The sequence below is a fragment of the Acetobacter sacchari genome (genome assembly GCF_017377715.1).
GTDB lineage: Bacteria > Pseudomonadota > Alphaproteobacteria > Acetobacterales > Acetobacteraceae > Acetobacter > Acetobacter sacchari.
In genome coordinates this window covers 78,863-99,996 of sequence record NZ_JAFVMF010000009.1, presented here as the reverse complement: position 1 = coordinate 99,996, position 21,134 = coordinate 78,863, and the positions used below count along the sequence as shown (strand labels likewise).

Genomic DNA, 21,134 nt, shown 5'->3' with positions numbered 1-21,134 from the left:
TCGCTCGGATTTGTGTGGTTTGAGTTTTGCCTCGGCTTGGTCGGGGTTTTTTCGCCGTCAGTTGGCGGTTCCCGTTTGTGAAAGGCCGATACCTTGGTCCTCCAGAAAAACTGGCAGTCCCTGATCAAGCCGGAAAAGCTGGAAGTCGAGTCCGGCGCCGTCCCGTCGCGCGTCGCGACCGTGGTCGCGGAGCCGCTTGAGCGCGGCTTCGGCATGACGCTTGGTAACGCGCTGCGCCGTATTCTGCTTTCCTCCCTGCAAGGCGCGGCCATCACGGCCATCCAGATTGATGGCGTCCTGCACGAATTCTCGTCGGTCCCCGGCGTTCGTGAAGACGTCACCGATATCGTCCTTAATATCAAGCAACTCGCCCTGAGCATGCATGGTGAAGGACCGAAGCGCATGGTCCTGACTGCGACCGGCCCGGGCGAAGTCCGCGCGGGTCAGATTCAGGCGGGTCATGGCATCGAGATCATGAATCCTGATCTGGTGATCTGCACGCTCGACGACGGCGTGAAGCTCAGCATGGAGTTCACGGTCAACATCGGTAAGGGTTATGTCCCTGCCGCCGCCAACCGTCCGGAAGATGCGCCTATCGGGTTGATCCCGATCGACGCGATTTATTCGCCGGTCAAGCGCGTGTCCTATAAGGTCGAGCCGACTCGCGTCGGGCAGGTGACCGATTATGACAAGCTGCTGCTCACGGTGGAGACGAACGGTGCGGTGACGCCTGAGGACGCGGTGGCTCTCGCTGCCCGCATTCTTCAGGACCAGCTCCAGCTCTTCATTAACTTTGACGAGCCGCGCCCTGTCGTGGCTCAGGAGCCGGAAGACGATCTTCCGTTCAACCGCAACCTGCTTCGCAAGGTTGACGAGCTTGAGCTGTCGGTCCGTTCGGCCAACTGCCTGAAGAACGACAACATCATCTATATCGGCGATCTGGTTCAGAAGACCGAGCAGGAGATGCTGCGCACGCCTAACTTCGGGCGTAAGTCTTTGAACGAAATCAAGGAAGTCCTCACGGCGATGGGGCTCTCCCTTGGTATGAACGTCCCGGCCTGGCCGCCGGAGAACATTGAGGATCTGGCGAAGCGGCTCGACGAGCCCTTCTGATCCGCAGCAACAGGAACCTTCACCATGCGTCACGGTGTTGCCGGTCGGAAGCTCGGCGTTACCTCCACTCATCGCGCGGCCATGTTTCGGAACATGGCTGTCGCTCTCATCAAGCACGAGCAGATCACGACGACTCTGCCCAAGGCGAAAGAACTTCGTCCGGTTGTCGAAAAGCTGATCTCTCTCGGCAAGCGCGGCGATCTGCATGCTCGTCGTCAGGCGTATGCGCAGCTTCGCGACGACGCGATCGTCAGCAAGCTGTTCTCCGCGGTGGCTGATCGCTACAAGGCGCGCACCGGTGGTTACACCCGCGTCCTGAAGGCTGGCGTCCGCTATGGCGATGCGGCTGACATGGCGGTGATCGAGTTGATCGATCGCGACGTCAACGCGAAGGGCCAGGACAGCGGCCCGAAGCCTGTTCATGAAGAACAGGACGATCTCGCAGCCTGATTCAGGCGTCACGCGCGTTCAAAAAAGCCGACCTTAGGGTCGGCTTTTTTTATGCGATCTCGCAACGCAATAGAGCTGCGGATAGTTGAAATCGCGGCTCTATTGCAGTTGCATCGAGTTTAGTCATATTCTGTCGCGGAAAATAAATAATACATATTTTAATAGTGATAAGGCTTGAAGCGGAATGAAGCTCAAAAGCGTGACGCGCCGTGTATTTTGTATCGGCGCCGCGGCGATAGGCTCGCTGGTGACTGTGGGCGCGAAGGCGGCGACACCGGTGCGGGTCGGCTATATCCCGGTTTTGGGGTCTTCAGCGCTTTTCGTTATCGATGGCTTGGGCTGGGCGAAAGAGGCAGGGCTGGAACTGGAACTTGTCCGGTTCACGTCAGGTCCGCAGGCCATTCAGGCGCTTGTTTCAGGACGCATCGACGCCTATGTTGCGGGCGTTCTACCTCTCTTGCAGGCGCGTGCGCACGGCGTGGACGTGAAAGTCGTCGCGACCGGGGCGATAGAGGAATTGTCGCTGGTTGTGCGTGGCCCGCTGGCGACTGGTCTGGATGCAGGAAAGCCCGGCGGTCTTGCTCATGACGCTGTTGCCGCGCGGTTCGCTGATTTTCAGAAGATGGTCGGGCGCAAGCCGAAAATTGCGGCGCAGCCGCAGGGTTCCGTGCCGGACACGCTGCTTCGTTACTGGCTTAAGGAACGCGAAGGCGTGGATGTGAGCGCAGTCGACATCGTCGGCCTCGATATCGACGGCGCGCAGCAGGCGTTGCTTGCTGGGGCGGTCGACGGCGCGGTATTGCGCGAGCCAGCGTTGACGGTCGTTCGCACGCGTCGTTCGGACGTACGGACACTGGCCACCGGGCATGATCTGATGCCCGATCAGCCAGGCTCGGTTCTGGCTGTTCTTAAACCTGATGCGCCAGATCGCAAGGTGTGGGCAAAAGCACTGACCGGCCTGTTCGTGCGGGCGACGTCTTTGCTTGCAGAGCACCCTGAGCAGGCGACGCCCTATGTCGCCAAAGCGCTGGGCGGCGGATTACTGCCTCCGGCGGTGATCGAGGGAGCGTTGAAGGCGTCGGCGCCGACGTTTGTGGCGGATCCTGCCCGCATTATGGCGAGCGTGAGCAGTCTGCAGAACTTTGAGGTGTCGCAGGGCCTGCTTAGTGCGCCGCAGCCAGTGGATGCTCTCTTTGATCTTCAGACCTGGCGTGGCGGCGCGCAGTGAGCAGCCGTCGCGTGGTTTTCCGTCGTCAGGTATAATTGATGAGACTTTTGGCGGGACGTCCCTCCTGGACGACGCGCGATCTTACGCCGGGCGTTCGCGTCGTTCTTGGCGCTGTCGGGCTGGTTGTGTTGCTTGCTACGTGGCAGGCCGTCGTTGCCTATGGGCTGGTTCCGCCAGGCGTTTTGCCCGCGCCGACGGAAATATGGCCCGCCTGGATCAACGAAGTGTCGGGCGGGTTCTGGTCGCAGGCCGTGTTGGACAGTCTGACCCATTACAGTCTCGGCTTGCTGATCGGCTCGGCGCTGGGCGTGGGCGCGGGATTGTTGTGCGGCTCTATGCCGGTGGTCGACGCGTTGACGGGCGGCGCGGTCCGTCTGTTACGTCCGATTCCCGGGCTGGCGTGGGCGCCGTTTGCAATCTTGTGGTTCGGGCTGAACACCGCAGGGGCGACGTTCATCATTGCGATATCCGTGTTCTGGATCAATTTCTATGCGGCTTACGGCGCGGTGCGCGCGATTGATCGCGACCTGTATGAAGTCGCGGCCGCGTTTGGTCACGGCGGCTTTGTCGGACGGATGCTGTATGTCGTGCTTCCGGCGTCCGCGCCGGGTGTGATGGCGGGCTTACGGACCGGGCTTGGCCAGGGCTGGATGTCCGTCGTGGCGGCGGAGCTGTTCGGCGCGCCCGGCGTGGGTGCGCGGATGTTGCAAGCGTCGAGCCTGCTCGCGACGGATGTCGTGGTGGTCTACATGGTGACCATGGCGTTGCTGTATGCGTTGACCGATGTTGCGTTCGGTTTTCTCAGCAAGCGCGCGCTGCGCTGGCAGGGCTGAGACATGGAGCCTTTGATTCGACTGGAGAACGTGGCTCTGTCGCATGACGGCGGCGGCTCGTTCGTTTTTCGGAATATCGATCTTTCCGTAGTGTCCGGCGAGTTTATCGCCATTCTCGGACCTTCCGGCGTCGGGAAATCGACTCTGCTGCGGGTGCTGATGGGGCTTGTGGAGGGGTCGGAAGGTCGTGTGATCCTGTCGTCCGGATCGGCCTCCAAGATGGGAGGGCGTGCGGCGCTGGTGTTCCAGGACGCGCGGCTCATGCCCTGGCGGACAGTTCGTCGTAACGTGGAGTTCGGGCTGGAAGGTATAGGTCTCTCCCGAACGGAACGTCGGCAGCGGGTGGAGCGGGCGTTGGCGCTGGTCGGACTGGCGGATGAGGCTGGGCGTTGGCCACGGCAATTGTCCGGCGGGCAGCGGCAGCGCGTCGGGGTGGCGCGCGCACTCGCGGTGGAGCCTGATCTTCTGCTTATGGATGAGCCCTTCGGCGCTCTGGACGCGATCACGCGGGGCGGATTGCAGGCCGAATTGCTCTCTATCTGGGAGAAGACCGGCAAAACGGTGATTTTTGTAACGCATGACCTCGATGAGGCGATCCTATTGGCGGATCGTATCATTGTTCTCGCGGGGAGCCCGGCGACCGTGCGTGGCGACCTTCGGGTGGGACCGCGTCCGCATGATCCGTCGTCACCGGCGATGAGGGCGTTGGCGGGCAGGCTCCGTGCGTTAATTGGTGGCGAGGAGGATCCTGGAGTGGGGCCTTACGCGCGCTTTGAGGGCATATGAAGGTTGGACCGTCCCGTTGACCGATGAGGGACGACGCCGCAGACTTGGCGCCTTCCAACGTGAGGGGAGGGTGTCATGACGACGGAAGAGAAGAAGCCGACGGAATTCGGACTTGATGGCGACGTGACGTCGATACAGACGGAAGAGGCCCGCAATAGGGGCGTTAGAGCGGGCGACGCAGTATCCGAGGCGCTCGATACGGTGCGAGATATTACTGCCGATCAGCCGCTTTTGATGGTTGCGATCGCTGCAGGGCTCGGCGTGCTGGCCGGCGGTTGTATCGCGCGACGCTGATTTGGCTGGAGAGCGCGTCGAGGCAAGTTTATTACGAGGGTGGAGTGTCGATAAGGAAACTTCATAGCCGGTAGTTAGTTTGTAGGATATTGGCGTTCTGCCCACAGGAGTTCGTTGAGATGCTTAAACTTGCCCTCTTGTTTCTGGTGATCTCTGTCATTGCAGGCCTCTTCGGCTTTGGAGGCATTTCAAGCGCCGCCGCAGGGATGGCGAAGATTCTGTTCTTTATCGCCATTGTCGTCTTCCTTGTTTTCCTCGTGCTGGCGCTGATCGGCGGTAGCGCTATTGCGGGAAGGTGACGCTCCTGCATCATGATTTCGTAGACTGAAAGTCGTTCTGACGATCGTTGTTGCGAGGTCAAAAGGCGAATAGGCGGTTGAGAGAAGCAAGACGCTCTCTCAACCGCCTATTTTTTTGCATACACCGTGAAAGACAGCGTTACTTTCTACGAACTGCCTGAGACAGCGCACGCACGCCCTGCAGCACGGTGGGAACCGTTTGCGTCGTCGCCTGATCGTTTGCGTCCAGCGTGTCGGCAAGAGTTGCGAGCAGCGCCGATGCAACAACAGCGCCGTCGGCGATACGGGATGCGGAGGCTGCCTGCTCCGGAGTGCGGATACCGAAACCGATCGCAACCGGCAGGTCGGTCGCTGCGCGCAGGCGCGTCAACGCCGCCGTGAGATCGTCGTCGCTGGCCGAGCGGGTTCCGGTGATGCCGGTGATGCTCACGTAATAGACAAAGCCGGATGCGTGGTTCAGCACCAGACGCAGGCGCTCGTCGTCCGTCGTGGGCGCGACGAGGCGGATAATGTCCAGCCCGTGCTCGCGCGTGGGTCCCTCCAGCGGCGCGGCTTCTTCAGGTGGTAGATCAACGATGATCAGGCCGTCGATGCCGGCCTTGCTGGCGTCGGCGCAGAAGCGTTCAAGTCCGTAGGACTCAATGGGGTTCAGATAGCCCATCAGGATCAGCGGCGTGTCCGCGTCGTTCTGGCGGAAGGCGGACACCATCTCCAGAACGCGGGGAAGCGTGGCTCCTGCTTTCAGTCCGCGCTGCGCCGCGCGCTGGATGATCGGGCCGTCGGCGGACGGGTCGGAGAACGGCATGCCAATCTCGATCAGGTCCGCGCCAGCTTCCGGCATCCCGCGCAGCAGGGCGAGGGCGGTGTCGAAATCCGGATCGCAGGCTTCGAGATACGGGATCAGGGCGCCGCGTCCCACTTTCTTGAGGGCGGCGAAACGGGCGGCGATGCGGCTCACAGGCTGACTCCGAGATGTTCGGCGACGGTGAAGATGTCCTTGTCCCCTCGGCCGGAGATGTTGACGACGACCAGAGTGTCGGGGCTCATCGACGGCGCGACCTTGATGGCGTGGGCGATGGCGTGCGCGCTTTCCAGCGCCGGGATGATCCCTTCGGTCCGGGTGCAGGTCTGGAAGGCGTCCAGAGCCTCGTCGTCCGTGACGCCGACATATTCGGCGCGCCCGATTTCATGCAGCCATGAGTGCTCAGGACCGACGCCGGGATAATCCAGCCCGGCGCTGATGGAGTGGGCCTCGTCGATCTGGCCGTTCTCGTCCTGCAGCAGATAGGTGCGGTTGCCGTGCAGCACGCCGCGTCGTCCACGCGAGATGGAAGCGGCGGTCTTGCCGCTGTCGAGGCCGTGGCCTGCTGCCTCGACGCCGATCAGGCGGACGGACGCGTCATCCAGGAACGGGTGGAAGATGCCCATGGCGTTCGATCCGCCGCCGATGGCCGCGATCACCACGTCCGGCAGACGGCCTTCGGCGTCCTGCATCTGCGTCTTCGTTTCCTCGCCGATCACGGTCTGGAAATCGCGCACCATTGCCGGATACGGGTGCGGCCCGGCGACCGTGCCGACAAGGAAATAGGTGTCGGCGACGTTTGCGACCCAGTCGCGCATCGCCTCGTTCATCGCATCCTTCAGCGTGCCCGCGCCGGACGTGACGGGAATGACCTCGGCGCCCAGAAGCTTCATGCGGAAGACATTGGGCTTCTGACGCTCCACGTCGGTGGCGCCCATGTAGATCACGCATTTCATGCCGAACAGGGCGCAGACCGTGGCCGTTGCGACGCCGTGCTGTCCGGCGCCGGTTTCGGCGACGATGCGGCTGCGTCCCATGCGGCGGGCGAGCAGGATCTGGCCCATCACGTTGTTCAGCTTGTGCGAGCCGGTGTGGTTCAGCTCTTCACGTTTCATGTAGATTTTGGCGCCGCCGAGTTGCTCGGTCAGGCGACGGGCGAACCAGAGTGGGGAGGGGCGACCGACGTAGTCACGGAGATAGAACTCGAACTCTTTTCGGAATTCCGGATCGGCTTTCGCGGTTTCGTAAGCCGCGTTCAGTTCCAGCAGCAGCGGCATGAGCGTCTCGGCCACGAAACGACCACCGAGGCCGTCGCCGAAATGCCCGGAAGGGCTGGGCCCGCTACGCAGGCTGTTGCTTCTAGTGCCGTCCGTCATCGCCAGTTCCCGCTTTCTTGGCCCCTGTCTGGAGCTGTCTCCGTGCCGTTCTCCTGTCGCGTGGGCAGGATCTTCAGGTCAGGGCGTATACCAGAGAGGGGGAAGGGGCGTCCAATTGGGGACCTTGCGGCCTTGTCGCTTGCGGCCACATACTATGTAGGACAGCGCGAGTTGATGAGTGACCTGATGAATTACGAACTAATTTCAGAGGAAGATTACGCCAATCTGCCAGATGACGATGATCGTTGTTTTGTCGAGTTTGAAGCGATCTGTAAGAGGAATATGTTGAGGCTGATTGACGAGAATACGTCTGGAGTTTTTGATCGGACCGTTCGTGAGCAGTATATGGTCTCGGTATCTGCCGTCGCTGAAGAGTGTTTAATCCCGAACATATTATATAATCCGGAATACTCTGTAGATTTTGACGAAATTTTTTCTCGATTTTGTTTGGATGTGCAAGGTGAGGTCGCTCGTATTCGGATCAAATTTCGTCGCGCAAGGCATGCTTACTCTGTGCATTTGACGGAAAATACGCGCACGAAGGTTGAACATTATATATCGCGTATTCGCGATGTAGTGGAAAATTCAAATTTGGATGAAAATCGTAAAAATAACTTATATAGAAGGCTGAATCATTTATCTGAAGAAATTTCTGGAAAAAGATTAAGTTTTGCAAAAACAATGAGTGTGTTGACCTCGGTTTTGGCCGCTACGTCTGCTGGAGTGACGATAATGGCAGACGGCCACAACGCCGTCACGCAAATTATGCAACTAATTGGTCATGACAAAGAGTCTGAAGAGTTGGCAGTTCAACGTTTGACGCCGCCCCTGCGGGCGCTGCCGGCACCTGTAGGTAAGCAGCCCAGTTTGCCGAAACCGCAGGAAGAGTTGGACGATAATATTCCATTCTGAATGTCAGGAGTGTCTACAATATTCTATCAGGCAGATTAACGCGAAAGTTTTGAAATTTATTGCGGGGATTGATTTTTTTAAAGCGCTGGCAACACCTTCCCTGGATTCATCAACCCCTGCGGGTCGATCGCGGTCTTGATGCGGCGCATCACGTCTAGTTCGGCGCCGCCGCGCCACTCCGGCATCATGTAGGTCTTGAGCTGACCCACGCCGTGCTCGGCGGAGAAAGAGCCGCCCAGTTCACGAACGATCCCGGCCACGGCGTCCATGATGTCGTGATCACGCGCCAGAAAAGCGGCGCCGTCCGCGCCTTCGGGCTGGACCAGATTGAAGTGGATATTTCCGTCGCCGATATGGCCGAAGGGCGCGACGCGCACGCCGGGGATCAGGGCTTCGCAGGCGGCGCTGGCGCGTTCGATGAACTCCGGTATGGCCGACAGCGGCACGGAGACGTCGTTCTTCACCGATGCGCCTGCGCGCTTCTGCGCTTCAGCATGCTCTTCGCGCAGTTTCCACAATGCGCCGCGCTGCGCTTCGCTTTCCGCAAGAACTGCGTCTGTCACCAGCCCGTTTTCCAGTGCGTCGCCGAGTGCTTCTTCCATCAGCTCTCGCAGCGCGCCGCCTTCTCGGGGGCTCGCCAGTTCGACGAGCACGTAAGCGGCAGCGGGCTCCGCTAGCGGCAGCTTCGCGTCGGGGATCAGCGTGTTGACCAGCCCCATGCTGACGCCGGACATGAACTCGAACGCCTGAATCGCGCTGGGTTCGCGGGAGCGGAAGGCGGCGAAAAGACGCAGGGCGGCGGCGGGACTTTCCACGGCGCACAAGGCAGCCTCAATGGAGCGCGGCGCTGGTTGCAGTTGCAGGATCGCTGCGGTGATCAGACCGAGCGTGCCCTCCGAGCCGATGAAGATCTGGCGCAGGGCGTATCCGGTGTTGTCCTTGCGCAGGCGGCGCATCAGATCGAGCTTGCGTCCGTCGGGCAGGGCGACTTCCAGGCCCAGCACCAGCTCGCGCGCATTGCCGTAGCGGACCGTGTTGTTGCCGCCAGCGTTCGTCGCCAGCACGCCGCCGATTTCGGCAGAACCTTCAGACGAGATCGACAGCGGAAGGAGCAGACCCGCTTCCTTCGCCGCGTCCTGCGCCGCTTTCAGTGTCACGCCAGCCTCGATGGTCATGGTCTGGTCGATCGGGTCGATCGCGCGCACACGGTTCATCCGGCTCGTGACCAGCACGAGCGCCCGTCCGCTTTCGTCAGGGGTCGCGCCGCCGACCATGCTGGTGTTGCCGCCTTGCGGCACCACGGCGATCTTGTGCTCGGCGCAGATGCGCAGCGTTTCGGCGCAGGCTTCAGCCGTCGCCGGGCGCGCCACAGCGCAGGCGCGGCCGTGAAACAGGTTCCGCCAGTCCGTGACGAATGGGGCCATGTCGGAGGCTTCGGTCAGCAGGCCGCCTGAACCCAGAGCGGTTCGAAGCTGCTCCAGAGCGTCCGCGGGAAGGCTGAGCGCGGCGTCGCTGGCGAAGGCGGTCATGGGTGTCCTCTCAAAGCTCTGCGGCGGGGCGTGGGCCGCGACGGCGGCGGCGTTGTAGCGCGATCTTACATCAGCCTGCCGCCCTGCGCCCACCCCGGCGAAACACTGCGGAGCGTGGGGCTAACGCAGATAGACTGCGTTCGGCGTATGGGTCGGGGCAGGACGCAACGCGTGGAACAATTCGCCGCCAGCGACTCCCGCCACGGCGCCAATGATGAACGTGACGATCAGCAGCGTCAGACGGAGCTGTCCTGCGGACTGCATTGAAGACAGCTGCGTCTGAGTCTCCGCGCGGGCCTGTTGGGTCAGGAACAACTCGGCGCGTAGCGCAGAGTTGTCTGCGCGGCACGTGCGAAGCTCCATGTCCAGTTTGGTGAGGCTTTCCGTCAGGTCGCGAACCTGCGCGCGAGCCTGCTGGGTTTCCGCGGATGTGGCGCCAGCGCGGGTGGAGGCGCGGGCGCGGGGCGCCGCGCGGGTTGGCGGGTTCGGTGCGATGGCGGTGAACAGGTTCTTCAGAGCGCCGCCGGTCATCTTGTTGCGCCGCGCCCGCGCCCGCAGCGCGTCGAGCGCGGAGCTTGCCTGTCCAGGCTGATCTTCCAGCACCAGAGCAAGAATGTCGCCGAGGACCTTGAGTTCCTTGGGATCCAGATTGTCGCTCATAAGGCCTCGTGACGACAGGTGGACGCCGCTTCGCGAGGAGACGCGTCAGATGGGGGAGGGGGCATATGCGGGTGAGCTGGGCGGGGCGCCGCCGCTCGGGCCAGACGGTCGCCAATAGCGGCCCCGAGGCCATGGCTGGGGACCGGGGCGACGGCGATGCGCTGCAGCCCGCGCTTCCGCCCTTCAGCGTCGAGGTGGCGCAGTCCTGCGAAAAGTCGGGCGGCGGCTTCTTCGAGATCGCCGCTTTCGCTGAGATTCCAGCAAAGATTCGAGGAACGCGACGCCGGCCCGAAGGCGAGCAGTGCTTCGTCTGGCTCTATGTCGGTCGCGTTTAGCCGCAGGGGCAGGGACGGAGCGTAATGCGAAGACAGCTGACCCGGTGAACGGGGGGTGGACGGCTCGTCGGGAGCGCCCAGGAGAACCGGGCCGATTTCGGCTTCGATCGCCTCCAGCGGAACGCCGCCATGGCGGAGCAGGACCGGGTTGGGTCCGGAAATATCCAGCACAGTGCTCTCCACGCCGACTGAGCAGGGGCCGCTGTCGAGCACAGCGTCGATGCGGCCTTCCAGTCCGTCCAGCACATGGTCCGCGTCCGAGGGGCTGACCGAGCCGGACAGGTTGGCGGACGGGGCTGCGACGGGGCGACCGACAGCCCGGAGAAGAGTTAACGCAGTTTCGTGCCCCGGCACGCGCACGGCAGCGGTCGGCAGACCGGACGTTGCAAGGTCGCAGATGGCGCCGTCAGCACGGCGCGTCATGACCAGGGTCAGCGGTCCGGGCATGAAGCGTCTGGCGAGGGTTTCCGCGATCGGCGTGGCCTGCACATGTGCGAACGCATCTGCGGCCGACGCGAAATGGCTGATGAGCGGGTTGAAGTCAGGGCGACCCTTGGCGGCGAAAATCCGCGCGACGGCATGGGAATCCGTTGCGTCCGCGCCCAGACCGTACACCGTTTCCGTTCCGAACGCGACAAGTCCGCCTGAGCGCAGCAATTCTGCGGCGCGGCTTAGTCCGGCTTCGGTTACGGGCAATCGTTCGGTCATGCTATTCCTGCAAGAGCGCGACGGCATAGCATGGAGCGCCGGGCAGCCGCCAGTCTCGGCGCATGAGACAGTGGATTGTCAGGCCGCGGCACCCTGCGCGCGCCGTCAATCAATCCGCACGAGCAACGTTACAGAGAGAGGGCGCCGAAGGTAAAGCGCGGTTTTCAGTCTGTCTTCAGTCGCGTTGCGCCCCGGCACACGAAAGGCGGGTTTTTCCAGCCGGGTTTGCCGTAACGGAGCGGCGCATGGTCTTCTGTGACGATCTCTCCGCCTGCGGCTTCGACGATCGCCTGCGGCGCCGCGGTGTCCCATTCCATAGTGGGGCCGAGGCGCGGGTACAAGTCGGCGACGCCTTCTGCGACGCGCACGAATTTTACCGCCGAACCGATATTGCCGAGCGACGCGATGGTGGAGCCATCCAGAAACGCCTTGAGGCGTGGATCGTCGCCGTAATGGCGCGACGCGAGAACGGCGAGGCCTTCGGCAGGCGGCGTGCGGACGTGAATATCGTGCACGCCAGCGCCGTCATGGCGGCGGGCACCGAGTCCGACGCCGCCTTCGTAGAACTGGCCGTAGGCTGGCAGCGCCATCGCGCCGAGGACGGCGCGATCACCCCTCACCAGCCCTATGTTAACGGTGAAATCATCGCGGCCCGCCGCGAATTCGCGCGTTCCGTCGAGGGGATCGACCAGCCAGTAGCTCTCCCCGGCTTCGGTCATGCGCCCGGCGGCGACTTCTTCCTCGGCGATGACGGGAATGCCGGGCGCTTCGCGTCGCAGGGCGGCGACGATATGGGCTTCGGCTGCTTCGTCGGCTTCGGTGACGGGGGAGCGGTCGGATTTCGTCTGGGTGACGAAGCCTCTGGCCCGAATCACGTTGATGATATCGGCGGCCTCACGGGCGAGGCGAAGGGCGAGGGCGAGCAGATCGTGATCGGAGGGCGTGCGTGCGAGCGTCGTCATGATCCTGTCATACTCCAAGGGAGCAGGCGCGCAATCGCAAACCCGCCATTTCGACGTCGCGTCAGGTCATGACACGGTGCATGTGTGGACCAAAGCCTCGCGTGGTTGCCAACGCCGTGGTGGCTCCGCTACGCCTGCCGCACATACGGCGGCGCTCGTGACGGCGCGCCCGGTCAGTTAAGGCAGGAGACGTGACGGTGACAGACATCGGATTTTCGGCGCTTGAGCTTCCGAAGAACGGGGCGCTCGCGCTCCTCGAATTTTCCGACTCGGACCGTTCAGCCCTGTTTCAGGCCGCCGATGCGGCCACCGACGGCGCTATCTCGCGCGCGGTGTCCGTCGCGGGCTTTTCTTTCAAGCGTGGCAAGACCTGCGTGATCCTGGCTCCGGCTGGCGGTCTGGACCGTATCGTTGTCGTTGGCCTCGGTGCGCGTGCCGAGGCGAATGAAGCTTTAGCCGAGCAGGTCGGCGGCGTGGCCGCGCAGGCCCTGTCGACGCATAAAGTCGCTGCGATCGCCGCTGGCGCCCTCGACGCCGCTCTGGCGCCTTCGGTGGCGCTGGGCGCAAGTCTCGGGCTGTATCGTTTTGACCGTTATCGCACGACGTCGGGCGACGAAGGTGCGAAGCTCGCCACGCTTTCCGTTCTGGTCGCTGATCCCGCCGCTGCTGGCGCTGCGTGGGCCGCATGGGAGCAGGTTGCGCGTGGCGTGACCTTCACGCGTGATCTTGTCACTGAACCCGCCAATGTCCTGTCGCCGGAAGTCTTCGCCGATCGGACGCTGGCGCTGCGGGATCTTGGCGTCGAAGTCGAAGTGCTCGACGGGCCTGCGATGGAGGCTCTGGGTTTCGGCGCTCTGCTGGGTGTTGCGCAGGGCAGCGCCAACGAGCCGCGCATGGTTGTGATGCGCTGGAACGGCGCGGGAGACGATTCCGCCCCCATAGCGTTTATCGGCAAGGGCGTGACCTTCGATTCCGGCGGCATTTCAATCAAGCCTGCCGCAGGCATGGAGGATATGAAGTGGGACATGGCGGGCGCAGGCGTCGTCGCGGGCTTGATGTCGGCATTGGCGGGCCGCAAGGCGCAGGTGAACGTCGTTGGTCTGATCGGACTGGTCGAGAACATGGTGTCCTCGACGGCGCAACGCCCCGGCGACGTGGTTCGTAGCGCCTCGGGTCAGACCATCGAGGTTCTGAACACCGATGCGGAGGGGCGTCTGGTTCTGGCCGATGTGCTCTGGTACGCCCGTGATCGTTTTGCGCCCCGGCTGATGGTTGACCTAGCCACGTTGACTGGCGCGATTATCGTAAGCCTTGGTCACGAGCATGCCGGTCTTTTCTCGAACGATGACGGTCTTGCGCGTCGTCTGGAGGACGCGGGTTTGCGCAGCGGCGAGAAACTCTGGCGGATGCCGCTCGGTGAAGAGTATGACGAGCTGCTGAAATCGGACATTGCCGACATGAAGAATATCGGCGGACGTCCGGGGGGATCGATCACCGCGGCGCAGTTCCTCAAGCGCTTCGTCGGCGATACGCCTTGGGCGCATCTCGACATCGCAGGCGTCGCCTGGGGCGCAAAGGCGAAGCCGGGTTCGCCGAAGGGCGCCACCGGCTTTGGCGTGCGCCTGCTCGACCGGTTCGTCCGCGAGATCGAGGCCGGCGCGCACGGCTGAGAGCTTGATGACGGCGCGTTGATGGAGGGATCGTGGCGGAGATTGGTTTCTACCATCTGACTCGCACCACGGCGGACGAGGCGTTGCCGCAGTTGTTGGGGCGCACGCTTGACGCCGGAAAGCGCGCTGTCGTGCGTTGTGGTGAAAGCGTCGACGTCGCTTCTCTTGATGAGGCGCTCTGGCGGGTTTCTGAGCCCGTGTGGTTGCCGCACGCGGCGATGGGCGCAAAATTTCCCGATCGTCAGCCGATCTGGATCACGTCCGGAGATGATACGCCGAACGCTGCTACGTATTTATTCCTTCTCGGAGCGCGTGAAGCTGAAAAGCTCGAGGCGTTCGAGAGAGTTTTTGACCTTTTTGATGGCCGCGACGATATGGCCGTAGCCGCCGCCCGGCGCCGCTGGTCGGCGCTGAAGGCGCAGGGCCATTCTTTGACGTATTGGCGTCAGGGTGAAAAAGGCTGGTCGAAAGCCGGATGAGCGGTTCCATCCCTCTCTGGAAACATCCCTATTTGGACGTTATTTATCCGCCAATCTTTGGCTCCCCAAGGTTGCCGGAGTGACGTTGTCAGAAACGAATTTCGAGAACTTCAACCGAACGGATCAGACCGGTGGGCCGGAGATAAGGTGCTCGTCAGATCAATCAGCTGGCGCCGTATTCGTCAGTTGATGCGGTATGGATGCACTGAGCATTAGAACGGTGCTATGGCGTCAAGAATTTGTTGTCCATATCATGGTGTTTGTAAAATTGTAAGTTGCCCGCGCCCACCGTAGGAGATTCGGGCTTCCGCCATGCGGTCATGGGTCACGGTGTTGTCGGCCGTGATATCCTGCGGCCTTACCACGCCAGTGACTTGCAGGTCGCGCAATTCGCTGTTCACGCGCACTTCCTGTCGCGCCACGACGACGAAATTGCCATTGGGCAGCACCTGCGTGATGGTGCCGGCGACACGCACGGTGACCACCTCGTTTCGGGCGATACTGCCCGTGGCGGCGTTGCCATGGCTGCTTGACGTTGAGAGCGCGCTGGAGCTTGTCAAATGCGATATCAGCTTGCCATGCAAGCCGAAAATACTCGGCATGCCCATTGCTTCGTTACCGCTTCCCGTTGTGGTGGTGTTGTCGACCATTGTCGCATTGTCAGTGATGTCGACGATCACGGTTATCAGGTCACCGACTTGGGCGGCTCTTTGGTCTTTGAAGAAGGCGCGACTTCCGGGGCGCCATAGGCTCGCCACCTCGACTGGCGGAGGTTGCGTAGGGGGCATGGGCATTGTGACGGGTTGGTAGCTCGTATCACGCGTCGGATCCTGAGTGCGCGTCAGGGCCGGTGGATGGCCTATTTCTGATAGACCCCCCACTCCGTTGCAGGACGTCAGGCAAAGAAAAAGGGACGTAACGGCAATTTTTTTCATGAAATGAAGTTTTTTCCGAAACAGAAGTCGAGTTGTCGTCAGATACTGCTACGGGTTCCCTGAGACGCTGCGCGCAACGTGCGTTGGTCAGCGGGCGCCGGAATGCTGCCGGGCAAGACATCGACGCGGGATTTGTCGATCACTTCCCCGATGACGACCATGTGCGAACTGGGATTGAGCACATGGATGCGTTCGCCAAGACCGCCGCCGTCCAATGCAACGCCGGAAGCTGTCACGCGCAGCCCGGCCGAAGATACAGCGAGTATGACGGGAGAGCCTTTTTCCACGACATCCTGTTTCACAAGAAGATCCGGAATTAGAGGCGTGTTCTTCGCAATGATCGCTCGGGCGGCGCGTCCGATCGCGTCCCGCGGGTCGACAAGCGACCGGGCCGGGATGCGCCGCGAATCTTCGGTGACGATATCGAGATCTTCACGTGTTACGATTTGCCCAGGCGGGATATCCCGTGCAGCCACAACGACTGTCGTGGAGGCGCTGACGACGCCGTCGACACGAAAGGATTGTGTGGCGCCGTCCCCTGCTGGAACGATGAAGAAGGCCGAGAGCCGACCGTGCGAAGCGTCATAGACAAGATTGCGGAGATGAGGGGGCGCGGACTCCTCCTCTGGTATGGCGGGGCTTTGAAAGGGGGCCAGGTCGATGTTCGGGAGGGAGGGCGCGCCGCGCTCTTGCAACGCAGTCGTTATCAACGGCAATAACTCGTTTGACGATATCGAGCGGCTGGCGCGCGTCAACGTTGTTTGCGCGGTGCCCGATGCGCCCGGCCAGTCGAGACCGTACTGTGCCGCGATGGCCTGTAATTGGGCGCCGCCGATAGTCACGCTTTGTCCTGCGGCGGGGGCAGGTCCGATATCACAATCCTGATCGACGGCGAGGTCCGTGAACAGGTCCGATAGATGGACGCGCGCCGTGTGCAGCGTAACATGCCCGCGTGGCGCCGAGGCGATTGCCGCCGCAGGGGCAAACAGGACTCTGCTACCCAGTGTGAAGGCGAGAGCGCAGATGTGGCTGCGCGCCTTGTGAATCACTTCAGCCCTGAAAGCGTCTGGAGCATCTGGTCGGAGGCGGTGATTACCTTGCTGTTCATCTCGTAAGCGCGTTGTGCGGTGATGAGATCAGTAATTTCCGTAACAACATTCACGTTTGATTCTTCCGTGTAGCCCTGGCGGATGCTGCCGAAGCCGACGCTCTGTCCAGTGCCGCTGATTGCGTTTCCGGATGATTGTGTCTCGGTGAACAGATTCTGCCCCATAGCGGCGAGACCGTTCTCGTTCTGAAATGTCGCGAGCTGCAACTGCCCCACGATCGTCGATGTTGTCTGCCCAGACACGGTTACTTGCACCTGCCCGGTCTGGTCGATGGTGATCGTCTGAGCGTTGCTCGGAACGGTGATGCCCGGGCTGACGGTGTAGCCGTCGGCAGTTACGATCGTTCCTGTATCAGACAGAGAAAAGGTACCGTCGCGCGTGTAAGCGTATTCCCCGGAGGGCAGCGTGACTTGAAAATACCCTTGCCCTTCGACGGCGAGGTCGAGGCTGTTACTCGTCTGTTCCAGCGTGCCTTGCTCGTTAATTCTGTAGATTCCAGCGGTACGTACGCCAAGGCCAACCTGCGCGCCTGCGGGAACGAGAGTGCCGGAATCGGAACTCATCGTGCCTGCGCGGCGGAGATCCTGATAGATCAGGTCCTGAAATTCTGCGCGCCGACGCTTATAGCCTGTCGTGGTCATGTTTGCGATATTATCAGATATTACTTCAACATTCGTCTGCTGGGCCTGCATCCCGGTGCCGGCGATGTCGAGTGCGCGCATCATGTCGTCAGGTTTCCGTTTCTGTGGTTCAGGATTGAAGTTGTGTGATCTTGTCGATAGCGTTCTGCTTACGGGTCGCTTCGCTTTCGATCAGGTTGGTATTGAATTCAAAATCACGTTGCAGCTGCACTAGCTGCGTCATTTCCGTCATGGAGTTGACGTTGCTGCCTTCGACCATGCCTTCACGGATATCGCGGTTTGTCATCTGACGCGTGGCGGTTGTGGCGCGGAACAGCTGTGAACCTTCGCCGACAAGCGTATAGGCGTTGTCGACGGTCACGACCCCTATTTCCGCAGCTACGCCGTTCTCGGTCGACACGGTTCCGTCTGAGGCGATGCTGACGGTGCGGTCCGTCGGCTGTAACGTCACAGGCTGCCCGGTGCGATCAAGCAAAGCATCCCCCGCTGAATCCGTGATGCGGCCGTCGGACAGGCGCTGGAACCGACCGTTGCGGGTCAACCGCACGCCGTCGCGGGTCATCACCGAGAAATACCCGTCCCCCGTGATCGCGGCGTCCAGCGAATTTCCGGTCTGTTGCAACGCGCCCTGGGCGAAATCGTGATAGGTCGCCTTATCCTGGTTATAGGCTTCGGTGGCGGCGCCGGGCGTCGTGTGTTCGCCCTTCATCTTGACCAGATAATCCGAAAACAGGACGTGGCTGGCCTTGAAACCGGGTGTCGAGGCGTTGGAGAGGTTGTTGGCCAGAACGCTCATCGCCCGCATTTCTGTGTCGATGCGCGAAAGCGCGATATACGTGGTGTTGTCCATCTGACGCAGCTCTCCTCTGCGAGAGACCCTGACGCTCAATGGTTGATAAAGCGTTGCTTTGCGCTATGTGGAGGGCATCGTGCGTTTTTAACGTCGCTGATTGCGCGGCGGGGAACGGCGAGATTGGCGTTGCTCGCGGTCTGGCGCGCGGCGCTTTCCGATGGGGCTGCTGATGTCCGGCGGAGCGCCCTTCCGCCTGAGTGTGTTTTTTGGCCGCGATTCGGATGCGCATCCTCCACTGTATTCTCACTCACGAATTCGCGGGCACCGAGCGCTATCTCAGCGAACTGGCGGCGATGCAGGCTGACATGCACGAGGTGGTCGTGCTGGTCGCCCGCGATACGTGCGACCGACGGACCAAAGGCGATCTCGTCCCGCGCCTGCCGCCGTCAGTGCGTGTCGTAAGATCCAGTTTCGACGGTTACCTGCTGTCGTTGCTGTCGCTCTGGCGGGGTTTCCGACCCGACGTAATTCATACTCATGTTGGCGCTGCGAGCATTCGCGCCGGGGTGCTCAACAGTCTTGGCCGGACGATGCGCCGGGAAGCGCAGGCGCGTTGCCCGGTCGTCGCCACGCTGCACAGGAAATACGTCGCGCGCGTTTACGAACGGCACGATGGGCTGATCTGCATCGCGGACTGGCAGCGCGCAGAAATTCCGACCTCTTTCACAGGTCCTGTGGAAACCATCTCGAATTGGACTCCCCCGTGTTCTTCGCTACCGGACGCTTCTGGTCGTCTGCGAGCCGAACTGGGCATCGCGGAAGGCGTCTTTTTGATCGGCGCCGCCGGAAGGATGATCCCCGAGAAGGGTTTTGACGTGCTACTGGAGGCTTTCGCTCTAGGCGCTCCGGAAAACGCGCGCCTCGTTGTGTTTGGCGACGGGCCTGAACGCGAGGCGCTGCAGGCCCGTGCGTGCGGCCATGTGCTGTTCCCCGGCTTTCGCTATGATCTGCGACGCGACCTTGCGGGGCTGGACGCATTCGTAATGCCGTCGCGTCACGAACCGTTCGGGCTTGTGTTGCTGGAGGCGATGGCGGCGGGGCTGCCGGTCCTCGCCACGAACGCAGGCGGCGTGCCGGACATTCTGGGTGAACATCCCTCCTGCATGACTCCGCCTGGAGATGCGCGCGCCATGGCGGAGGGAATTCGGGCGCTGCTCGGTCAGCCCAAAAGAATCTGGGATATGGAACGCTTCGCTCCGCTTCGACAGGCGGCGCGGATCGAAGCGTTTTATGAACGCTGCATTGACTGGAAGCGGCGCGCTCAGGCCGGAGAGTGACGGCGGTCCATCAGCGTCGCCGTGACGGCTGACTTGAAGGGCGGCACGGCGTCGGCAATTCTCAGTCCCAGCCCGCGCAGCGCCCGGAAAAGTGCGGCATCGCGCGTGTAGAGCGTGGCGATGCTGTTGGTCGCGGCGAACAGGGGCATGGTCGCAGCGCGATGTTTCGCTTCGAAACGCCGTAGAACAGCATGCTCGCCGATATCCCGGCCAGCACTGAATGCCGTCGCCACTTCGGTCGCCAGCGTATCGACGCCGCGCAGGCCGAGGTTGAAACCATGCGCCGTGATGGGGTGCATGCCGACGGCGGCGTCTCCCAACAGCGCCAGACGTCGGGCCGAGAAACGATGCGCATATACCGCTTTGAGCGGATAGGCATGACGGGAGCTGATCAGCCGCATGGCGCCGTGGCGGCGCCCGACCCGACGCATGATCTCGTCATTGAAGGCCGTCTGTTCGGCGCTCATCAGGCGGTGGATATCCTGTGGAGGCAGGGTGAGCACGAGAGACGACGCGCCCCCGTTTACGGGCAGCAAAGCCACCGTCTGCCCCTCGTCGAACCATTGCAGGGCGACATGGTGATGGGGTTCTTCATGCGCCATGCGGCAGACCATCATCACGCGCTTGAAGTCGTGAATGACGGCGCCGATTCCCGCGCGGCGGCGCGTAGGCGAGAAGCGACCATCGGCGCCGATCGTCAGGAGCGCCCGTAACGCACCGCCTTGGCCGCCAGAGTAATGCGTCACGGCGGAGGCGGCGTCCTGCCTGATTGAATCGACATCGACGCCCGACAGCAACGTGACGCCAGAGCGAGACGCCGCTTCGGCGAACAGGGCGCGGCGGATCTGGTTGTTGGAGACGAGCCAACCCAGCGGCGTATTCGGATCGCTGTTTTCTGTTTGGTCGGCCGGGGCGTCGAAAATGAGCGGATGGTTGCCCCGCCCGGTCTCCACGCGAGCCTCGCGCAAGGGGGAGATGGCGACGTGGGGAATATGACGCCACGCCCCGACGCGTTCGAGAAGGTCGCGCGCGTGGTAAGTGAGCGCGATCTCACGTCCGTCGAACCCCGGCTCTTCCCAGGCGGAACGCGGCGCCCGTTCCAGTACCGCGCAGGTCAGTCCAGCGTCGTCGAGGGCCAGCGCGGCAGCGAGGCCGACAGGGCCGCCGCCGATAATCGCTACGTCGTAATCGGTCGGGTGCGCCATGCCTGCAGCCTATTGCTTGTCTGCTTCAAACGACACGGGCGCCCCGGTCCAGTCCGCCACGTAAGGCGCGACGGACCGGCGCTTCGGCGTTTCACGGTCTTTCTCAGGGGTGCCGACGAAGATAAATCCTGCCAGCGCATGCGGCGGTGGAAAACCGAGTTCCGTCGCGAGTTCAGGGTCGTAGGCGATGTCGCCCGAGACCCACAGGCCGCCATATCCTTCTGCGTGCAGCGCATTGAGGATGTTCATCGCCGCCGCGCCGACGGCCAATTGCTGTTCGAGCAAGGGAATCTTGTCTTCCGGCCGAAGATGCATGCCAAGGACGATGGTCAGCGGCATGGTCGAGAAGCGGGTGCGGCGCTTTTCGATCTTCTGTTCAGGCACGTTCGGGTCCAGCCGCTTCATGCTGGCCACGACCCGTTCCGCCAGCGCCAGACGGGCCTCTCCGCGCACGAGCGCCATGCGCCAGGGGCGCAGCTTGCCGTGATCCGGGGCGCGCATGGCCGTGGAAAGAATCGCCTCCAGTTCCTCGCCTTTCGGCGCCGGTTTGACGAGAGTGTCCGCCGAGGCGCGCGAGAGCAGAGTCTCAAGCGCGGTGTGGTGGTGCTTGCTCACGGGGTCAGTCTCCGATCGTCGGGATGTTGGCGGGACCATGACCCAACTCGGCCGGAATGCCAA

Annotated in this window: 24 protein-coding genes; 12 read left to right on the top strand and 12 right to left on the bottom strand. The window is 62.1% G+C overall.

Going from position 1 to position 21,134, the window contains the following annotated elements:
• The first annotated feature begins 93 nt into the window (after positions 1 to 93).
• The 7 genes from J2D73_RS09610 to J2D73_RS09580 all read left to right on the top strand — a co-directional run bounded on the left by J2D73_RS09610 (position 94) and on the right by J2D73_RS09580 (position 5,003).
• Positions 94 to 1,113, top strand: coding sequence for a DNA-directed RNA polymerase subunit alpha (locus tag J2D73_RS09610; RefSeq protein ID WP_026397271.1), 1,020 nt, complete (start codon positions 94 to 96; stop codon positions 1,111 to 1,113).
• 24 nt (positions 1,114 to 1,137) lie between these two features.
• Positions 1,138 to 1,563, top strand: coding sequence for a 50S ribosomal protein L17 (gene rplQ / locus J2D73_RS09605; protein ID WP_207881362.1), 426 nt, complete (start codon positions 1,138 to 1,140; stop codon positions 1,561 to 1,563).
• Between the two features lie 184 nt (positions 1,564 to 1,747).
• On the top strand, positions 1,748 to 2,791 hold the full coding sequence (locus tag J2D73_RS09600; RefSeq protein ID WP_207881361.1) for an ABC transporter substrate-binding protein: 1,044 nt from the start codon (positions 1,748 to 1,750) through the stop codon (positions 2,789 to 2,791).
• Positions 2,792 to 2,829: 38 nt separating this feature from the next.
• Positions 2,830 to 3,624: an ABC transporter permease gene (locus tag J2D73_RS09595; protein WP_207881360.1), complete on the top strand. Its 795-nt coding sequence runs from the start codon at positions 2,830 to 2,832 to the stop codon at positions 3,622 to 3,624.
• A gap of 3 nt (positions 3,625 to 3,627) precedes the next feature.
• A complete protein-coding gene (locus tag J2D73_RS09590) occupies positions 3,628 to 4,410 on the top strand; it encodes an ABC transporter ATP-binding protein (protein ID WP_207881359.1) in 783 nt (260 codons plus the stop codon).
• A 75-nt stretch (positions 4,411 to 4,485) separates the two neighbouring features.
• A complete protein-coding gene (locus tag J2D73_RS09585) occupies positions 4,486 to 4,704 on the top strand; it encodes a hypothetical protein (RefSeq protein WP_207881358.1) in 219 nt (72 codons plus the stop codon).
• A gap of 119 nt (positions 4,705 to 4,823) precedes the next feature.
• Positions 4,824 to 5,003: a DUF1328 domain-containing protein gene (locus J2D73_RS09580; RefSeq protein ID WP_026397276.1), complete on the top strand. Its 180-nt coding sequence runs from the start codon at positions 4,824 to 4,826 to the stop codon at positions 5,001 to 5,003.
• Positions 5,004 to 5,142: 139 nt separating this feature from the next.
• On the opposite strand, the gene trpA is transcribed toward J2D73_RS09580, so the two are convergent.
• The gene (gene trpA / locus J2D73_RS09575; protein ID WP_207881357.1) at positions 5,143 to 5,961 is read right to left on the bottom strand and encodes a tryptophan synthase subunit alpha; all 819 of its coding nucleotides are present in this window, start codon (positions 5,959 to 5,961) and stop codon (positions 5,143 to 5,145) included.
• Complete coding sequence (gene trpB, locus J2D73_RS09570; protein ID WP_207881356.1) at positions 5,958 to 7,181, bottom strand: tryptophan synthase subunit beta; 1,224 nt, start codon at positions 7,179 to 7,181, stop codon at positions 5,958 to 5,960. Before trpB ends, trpA begins: the two co-directional genes overlap by 4 nt.
• Before the next feature lie 174 nt (positions 7,182 to 7,355).
• Between trpB and J2D73_RS09565 the strand changes: the two genes are divergently transcribed.
• On the top strand, positions 7,356 to 8,093 hold the full coding sequence (locus tag J2D73_RS09565) for a hypothetical protein (protein WP_207881355.1): 738 nt from the start codon (positions 7,356 to 7,358) through the stop codon (positions 8,091 to 8,093).
• 77 nt (positions 8,094 to 8,170) lie between these two features.
• Here the strand turns inward: J2D73_RS09565 and J2D73_RS09560 are convergent, their stop codons facing one another.
• The 4 genes from J2D73_RS09560 to J2D73_RS09545 all read right to left on the bottom strand — a co-directional run bounded on the left by J2D73_RS09560 (position 8,171) and on the right by J2D73_RS09545 (position 12,287).
• The gene (locus J2D73_RS09560; protein WP_207881354.1) at positions 8,171 to 9,622 is read right to left on the bottom strand and encodes an FAD-binding oxidoreductase; all 1,452 of its coding nucleotides are present in this window, start codon (positions 9,620 to 9,622) and stop codon (positions 8,171 to 8,173) included.
• 120 nt (positions 9,623 to 9,742) lie between these two features.
• On the bottom strand, positions 9,743 to 10,282 hold the full coding sequence (locus tag J2D73_RS09555) for a hypothetical protein (RefSeq protein ID WP_026397282.1): 540 nt from the start codon (positions 10,280 to 10,282) through the stop codon (positions 9,743 to 9,745).
• Entirely contained in the window at positions 10,279 to 11,325 is a 1,047-nt protein-coding gene (locus J2D73_RS09550; RefSeq protein WP_207881353.1) for an L-threonylcarbamoyladenylate synthase, read from the bottom strand. The genes J2D73_RS09555 and J2D73_RS09550 overlap by 4 nt, the downstream gene beginning before the upstream one ends.
• A 164-nt stretch (positions 11,326 to 11,489) precedes the next feature.
• Positions 11,490 to 12,287, bottom strand: coding sequence for a 3'(2'),5'-bisphosphate nucleotidase CysQ family protein (locus J2D73_RS09545; protein WP_207881352.1), 798 nt, complete (start codon positions 12,285 to 12,287; stop codon positions 11,490 to 11,492).
• Between J2D73_RS09545 and J2D73_RS09540 the strand changes: the two genes are divergently transcribed.
• Genes J2D73_RS09540 through J2D73_RS09530 form a run of 3 tightly spaced genes read left to right on the top strand, consistent with a single transcriptional unit; the run spans position 12,286 to position 14,436 of the window.
• Complete coding sequence (locus tag J2D73_RS09540) at positions 12,286 to 12,468, top strand: hypothetical protein (RefSeq protein WP_207881351.1); 183 nt, start codon at positions 12,286 to 12,288, stop codon at positions 12,466 to 12,468. The genes J2D73_RS09545 and J2D73_RS09540 overlap by 2 nt on opposite strands.
• Positions 12,469 to 12,484: 16 nt before the next feature.
• On the top strand, positions 12,485 to 13,957 hold the full coding sequence (locus tag J2D73_RS09535; protein WP_207881350.1) for a leucyl aminopeptidase: 1,473 nt from the start codon (positions 12,485 to 12,487) through the stop codon (positions 13,955 to 13,957).
• Between the two features lie 32 nt (positions 13,958 to 13,989).
• On the top strand, positions 13,990 to 14,436 hold the full coding sequence (locus tag J2D73_RS09530) for a DNA polymerase III subunit chi (protein ID WP_207881349.1): 447 nt from the start codon (positions 13,990 to 13,992) through the stop codon (positions 14,434 to 14,436).
• Positions 14,437 to 14,687: 251 nt separating this feature from the next.
• Here J2D73_RS09530 and flgH read toward each other — a convergent pair whose 3' ends face one another.
• Genes flgH through flgF form a run of 4 tightly spaced genes read right to left on the bottom strand, consistent with a single transcriptional unit; the run spans position 14,688 to position 17,971 of the window.
• Positions 14,688 to 15,371, bottom strand: coding sequence for a flagellar basal body L-ring protein FlgH (gene flgH, locus J2D73_RS09525; protein ID WP_207881348.1), 684 nt, complete (start codon positions 15,369 to 15,371; stop codon positions 14,688 to 14,690).
• A 38-nt stretch (positions 15,372 to 15,409) separates the two neighbouring features.
• Positions 15,410 to 16,420 carry a flagellar basal body P-ring formation chaperone FlgA gene (gene flgA / locus J2D73_RS09520; protein WP_341535064.1) on the bottom strand — a complete coding sequence of 337 codons (1,011 nt, stop codon included), beginning with the start codon at positions 16,418 to 16,420 and terminating at the stop codon, positions 15,410 to 15,412.
• Positions 16,417 to 17,202, bottom strand: a complete 786-nt coding sequence (flgG, locus tag J2D73_RS09515; protein WP_026397288.1) for a flagellar basal-body rod protein FlgG — start codon at positions 17,200 to 17,202, stop codon at positions 16,417 to 16,419. The genes flgA and flgG overlap by 4 nt, the downstream gene beginning before the upstream one ends.
• A 28-nt stretch (positions 17,203 to 17,230) precedes the next feature.
• Positions 17,231 to 17,971, bottom strand: a complete 741-nt coding sequence (gene flgF / locus J2D73_RS09510; protein WP_026397289.1) for a flagellar basal-body rod protein FlgF — start codon at positions 17,969 to 17,971, stop codon at positions 17,231 to 17,233.
• A gap of 209 nt (positions 17,972 to 18,180) precedes the next feature.
• On the opposite strand from flgF, the gene J2D73_RS09505 reads away from it, so the two are divergent.
• Positions 18,181 to 19,251: a glycosyltransferase gene (locus J2D73_RS09505; protein ID WP_243429825.1), complete on the top strand. Its 1,071-nt coding sequence runs from the start codon at positions 18,181 to 18,183 to the stop codon at positions 19,249 to 19,251.
• On the opposite strand, the gene ubiM is transcribed toward J2D73_RS09505, so the two are convergent.
• Positions 19,236 to 20,456: a 5-demethoxyubiquinol-8 5-hydroxylase UbiM gene (ubiM, locus tag J2D73_RS09500; RefSeq protein ID WP_207881347.1), complete on the bottom strand. Its 1,221-nt coding sequence runs from the start codon at positions 20,454 to 20,456 to the stop codon at positions 19,236 to 19,238. The two genes, J2D73_RS09505 and ubiM, sit on opposite strands and share 16 nt — an antisense overlap.
• Positions 20,457 to 20,465: 9 nt before the next feature.
• Positions 20,466 to 21,110 carry a nitroreductase family protein gene (locus tag J2D73_RS09495; protein WP_207881346.1) on the bottom strand — a complete coding sequence of 215 codons (645 nt, stop codon included), beginning with the start codon at positions 21,108 to 21,110 and terminating at the stop codon, positions 20,466 to 20,468.
• Positions 21,111 to 21,134: the final 24 nt, after the last annotated feature.

Bases quoted from the DNA above. Each gene is read 5' to 3' on its own strand.
- J2D73_RS09585 (WP_207881358.1), top strand. From the start codon at position 4,486: ATGACGACGGAAGAGAAGAAGCCGACGGAATTCGGACTTGATGGCGAC.
- flgF (WP_026397289.1), bottom strand. From the start codon at position 17,971: ATGGACAACACCACGTATATCGCGCTTTCGCGCATCGACACAGAAATG.
- flgH (WP_207881348.1), bottom strand. From the start codon at position 15,371: ATGAAAAAAATTGCCGTTACGTCCCTTTTTCTTTGCCTGACGTCCTGC.
- J2D73_RS09590 (WP_207881359.1), top strand. From the start codon at position 3,628: ATGGAGCCTTTGATTCGACTGGAGAACGTGGCTCTGTCGCATGACGGC.
- J2D73_RS09595 (WP_207881360.1), top strand. From the start codon at position 2,830: ATGAGACTTTTGGCGGGACGTCCCTCCTGGACGACGCGCGATCTTACG.
- J2D73_RS09545 (WP_207881352.1), bottom strand. From the start codon at position 12,287: ATGACGACGCTCGCACGCACGCCCTCCGATCACGATCTGCTCGCCCTC.
- J2D73_RS09555 (WP_026397282.1), bottom strand. From the start codon at position 10,282: ATGAGCGACAATCTGGATCCCAAGGAACTCAAGGTCCTCGGCGACATT.
- J2D73_RS09565 (WP_207881355.1), top strand. From the start codon at position 7,356: ATGAGTGACCTGATGAATTACGAACTAATTTCAGAGGAAGATTACGCC.
- J2D73_RS09580 (WP_026397276.1), top strand. From the start codon at position 4,824: ATGCTTAAACTTGCCCTCTTGTTTCTGGTGATCTCTGTCATTGCAGGC.
- rplQ (WP_207881362.1), top strand. From the start codon at position 1,138: ATGCGTCACGGTGTTGCCGGTCGGAAGCTCGGCGTTACCTCCACTCAT.
- trpB (WP_207881356.1), bottom strand. From the start codon at position 7,181: ATGACGGACGGCACTAGAAGCAACAGCCTGCGTAGCGGGCCCAGCCCT.
- J2D73_RS09540 (WP_207881351.1), top strand. From the start codon at position 12,286: ATGATCCTGTCATACTCCAAGGGAGCAGGCGCGCAATCGCAAACCCGC.
- ubiM (WP_207881347.1), bottom strand. From the start codon at position 20,456: ATGGCGCACCCGACCGATTACGACGTAGCGATTATCGGCGGCGGCCCT.
- J2D73_RS09600 (WP_207881361.1), top strand. From the start codon at position 1,748: ATGAAGCTCAAAAGCGTGACGCGCCGTGTATTTTGTATCGGCGCCGCG.
- J2D73_RS09560 (WP_207881354.1), bottom strand. From the start codon at position 9,622: ATGACCGCCTTCGCCAGCGACGCCGCGCTCAGCCTTCCCGCGGACGCT.
- J2D73_RS09495 (WP_207881346.1), bottom strand. From the start codon at position 21,110: ATGGTCCCGCCAACATCCCGACGATCGGAGACTGACCCCGTGAGCAAG.
- J2D73_RS09550 (WP_207881353.1), bottom strand. From the start codon at position 11,325: ATGACCGAACGATTGCCCGTAACCGAAGCCGGACTAAGCCGCGCCGCA.
- flgG (WP_026397288.1), bottom strand. From the start codon at position 17,202: ATGCGCGCACTCGACATCGCCGGCACCGGGATGCAGGCCCAGCAGACG.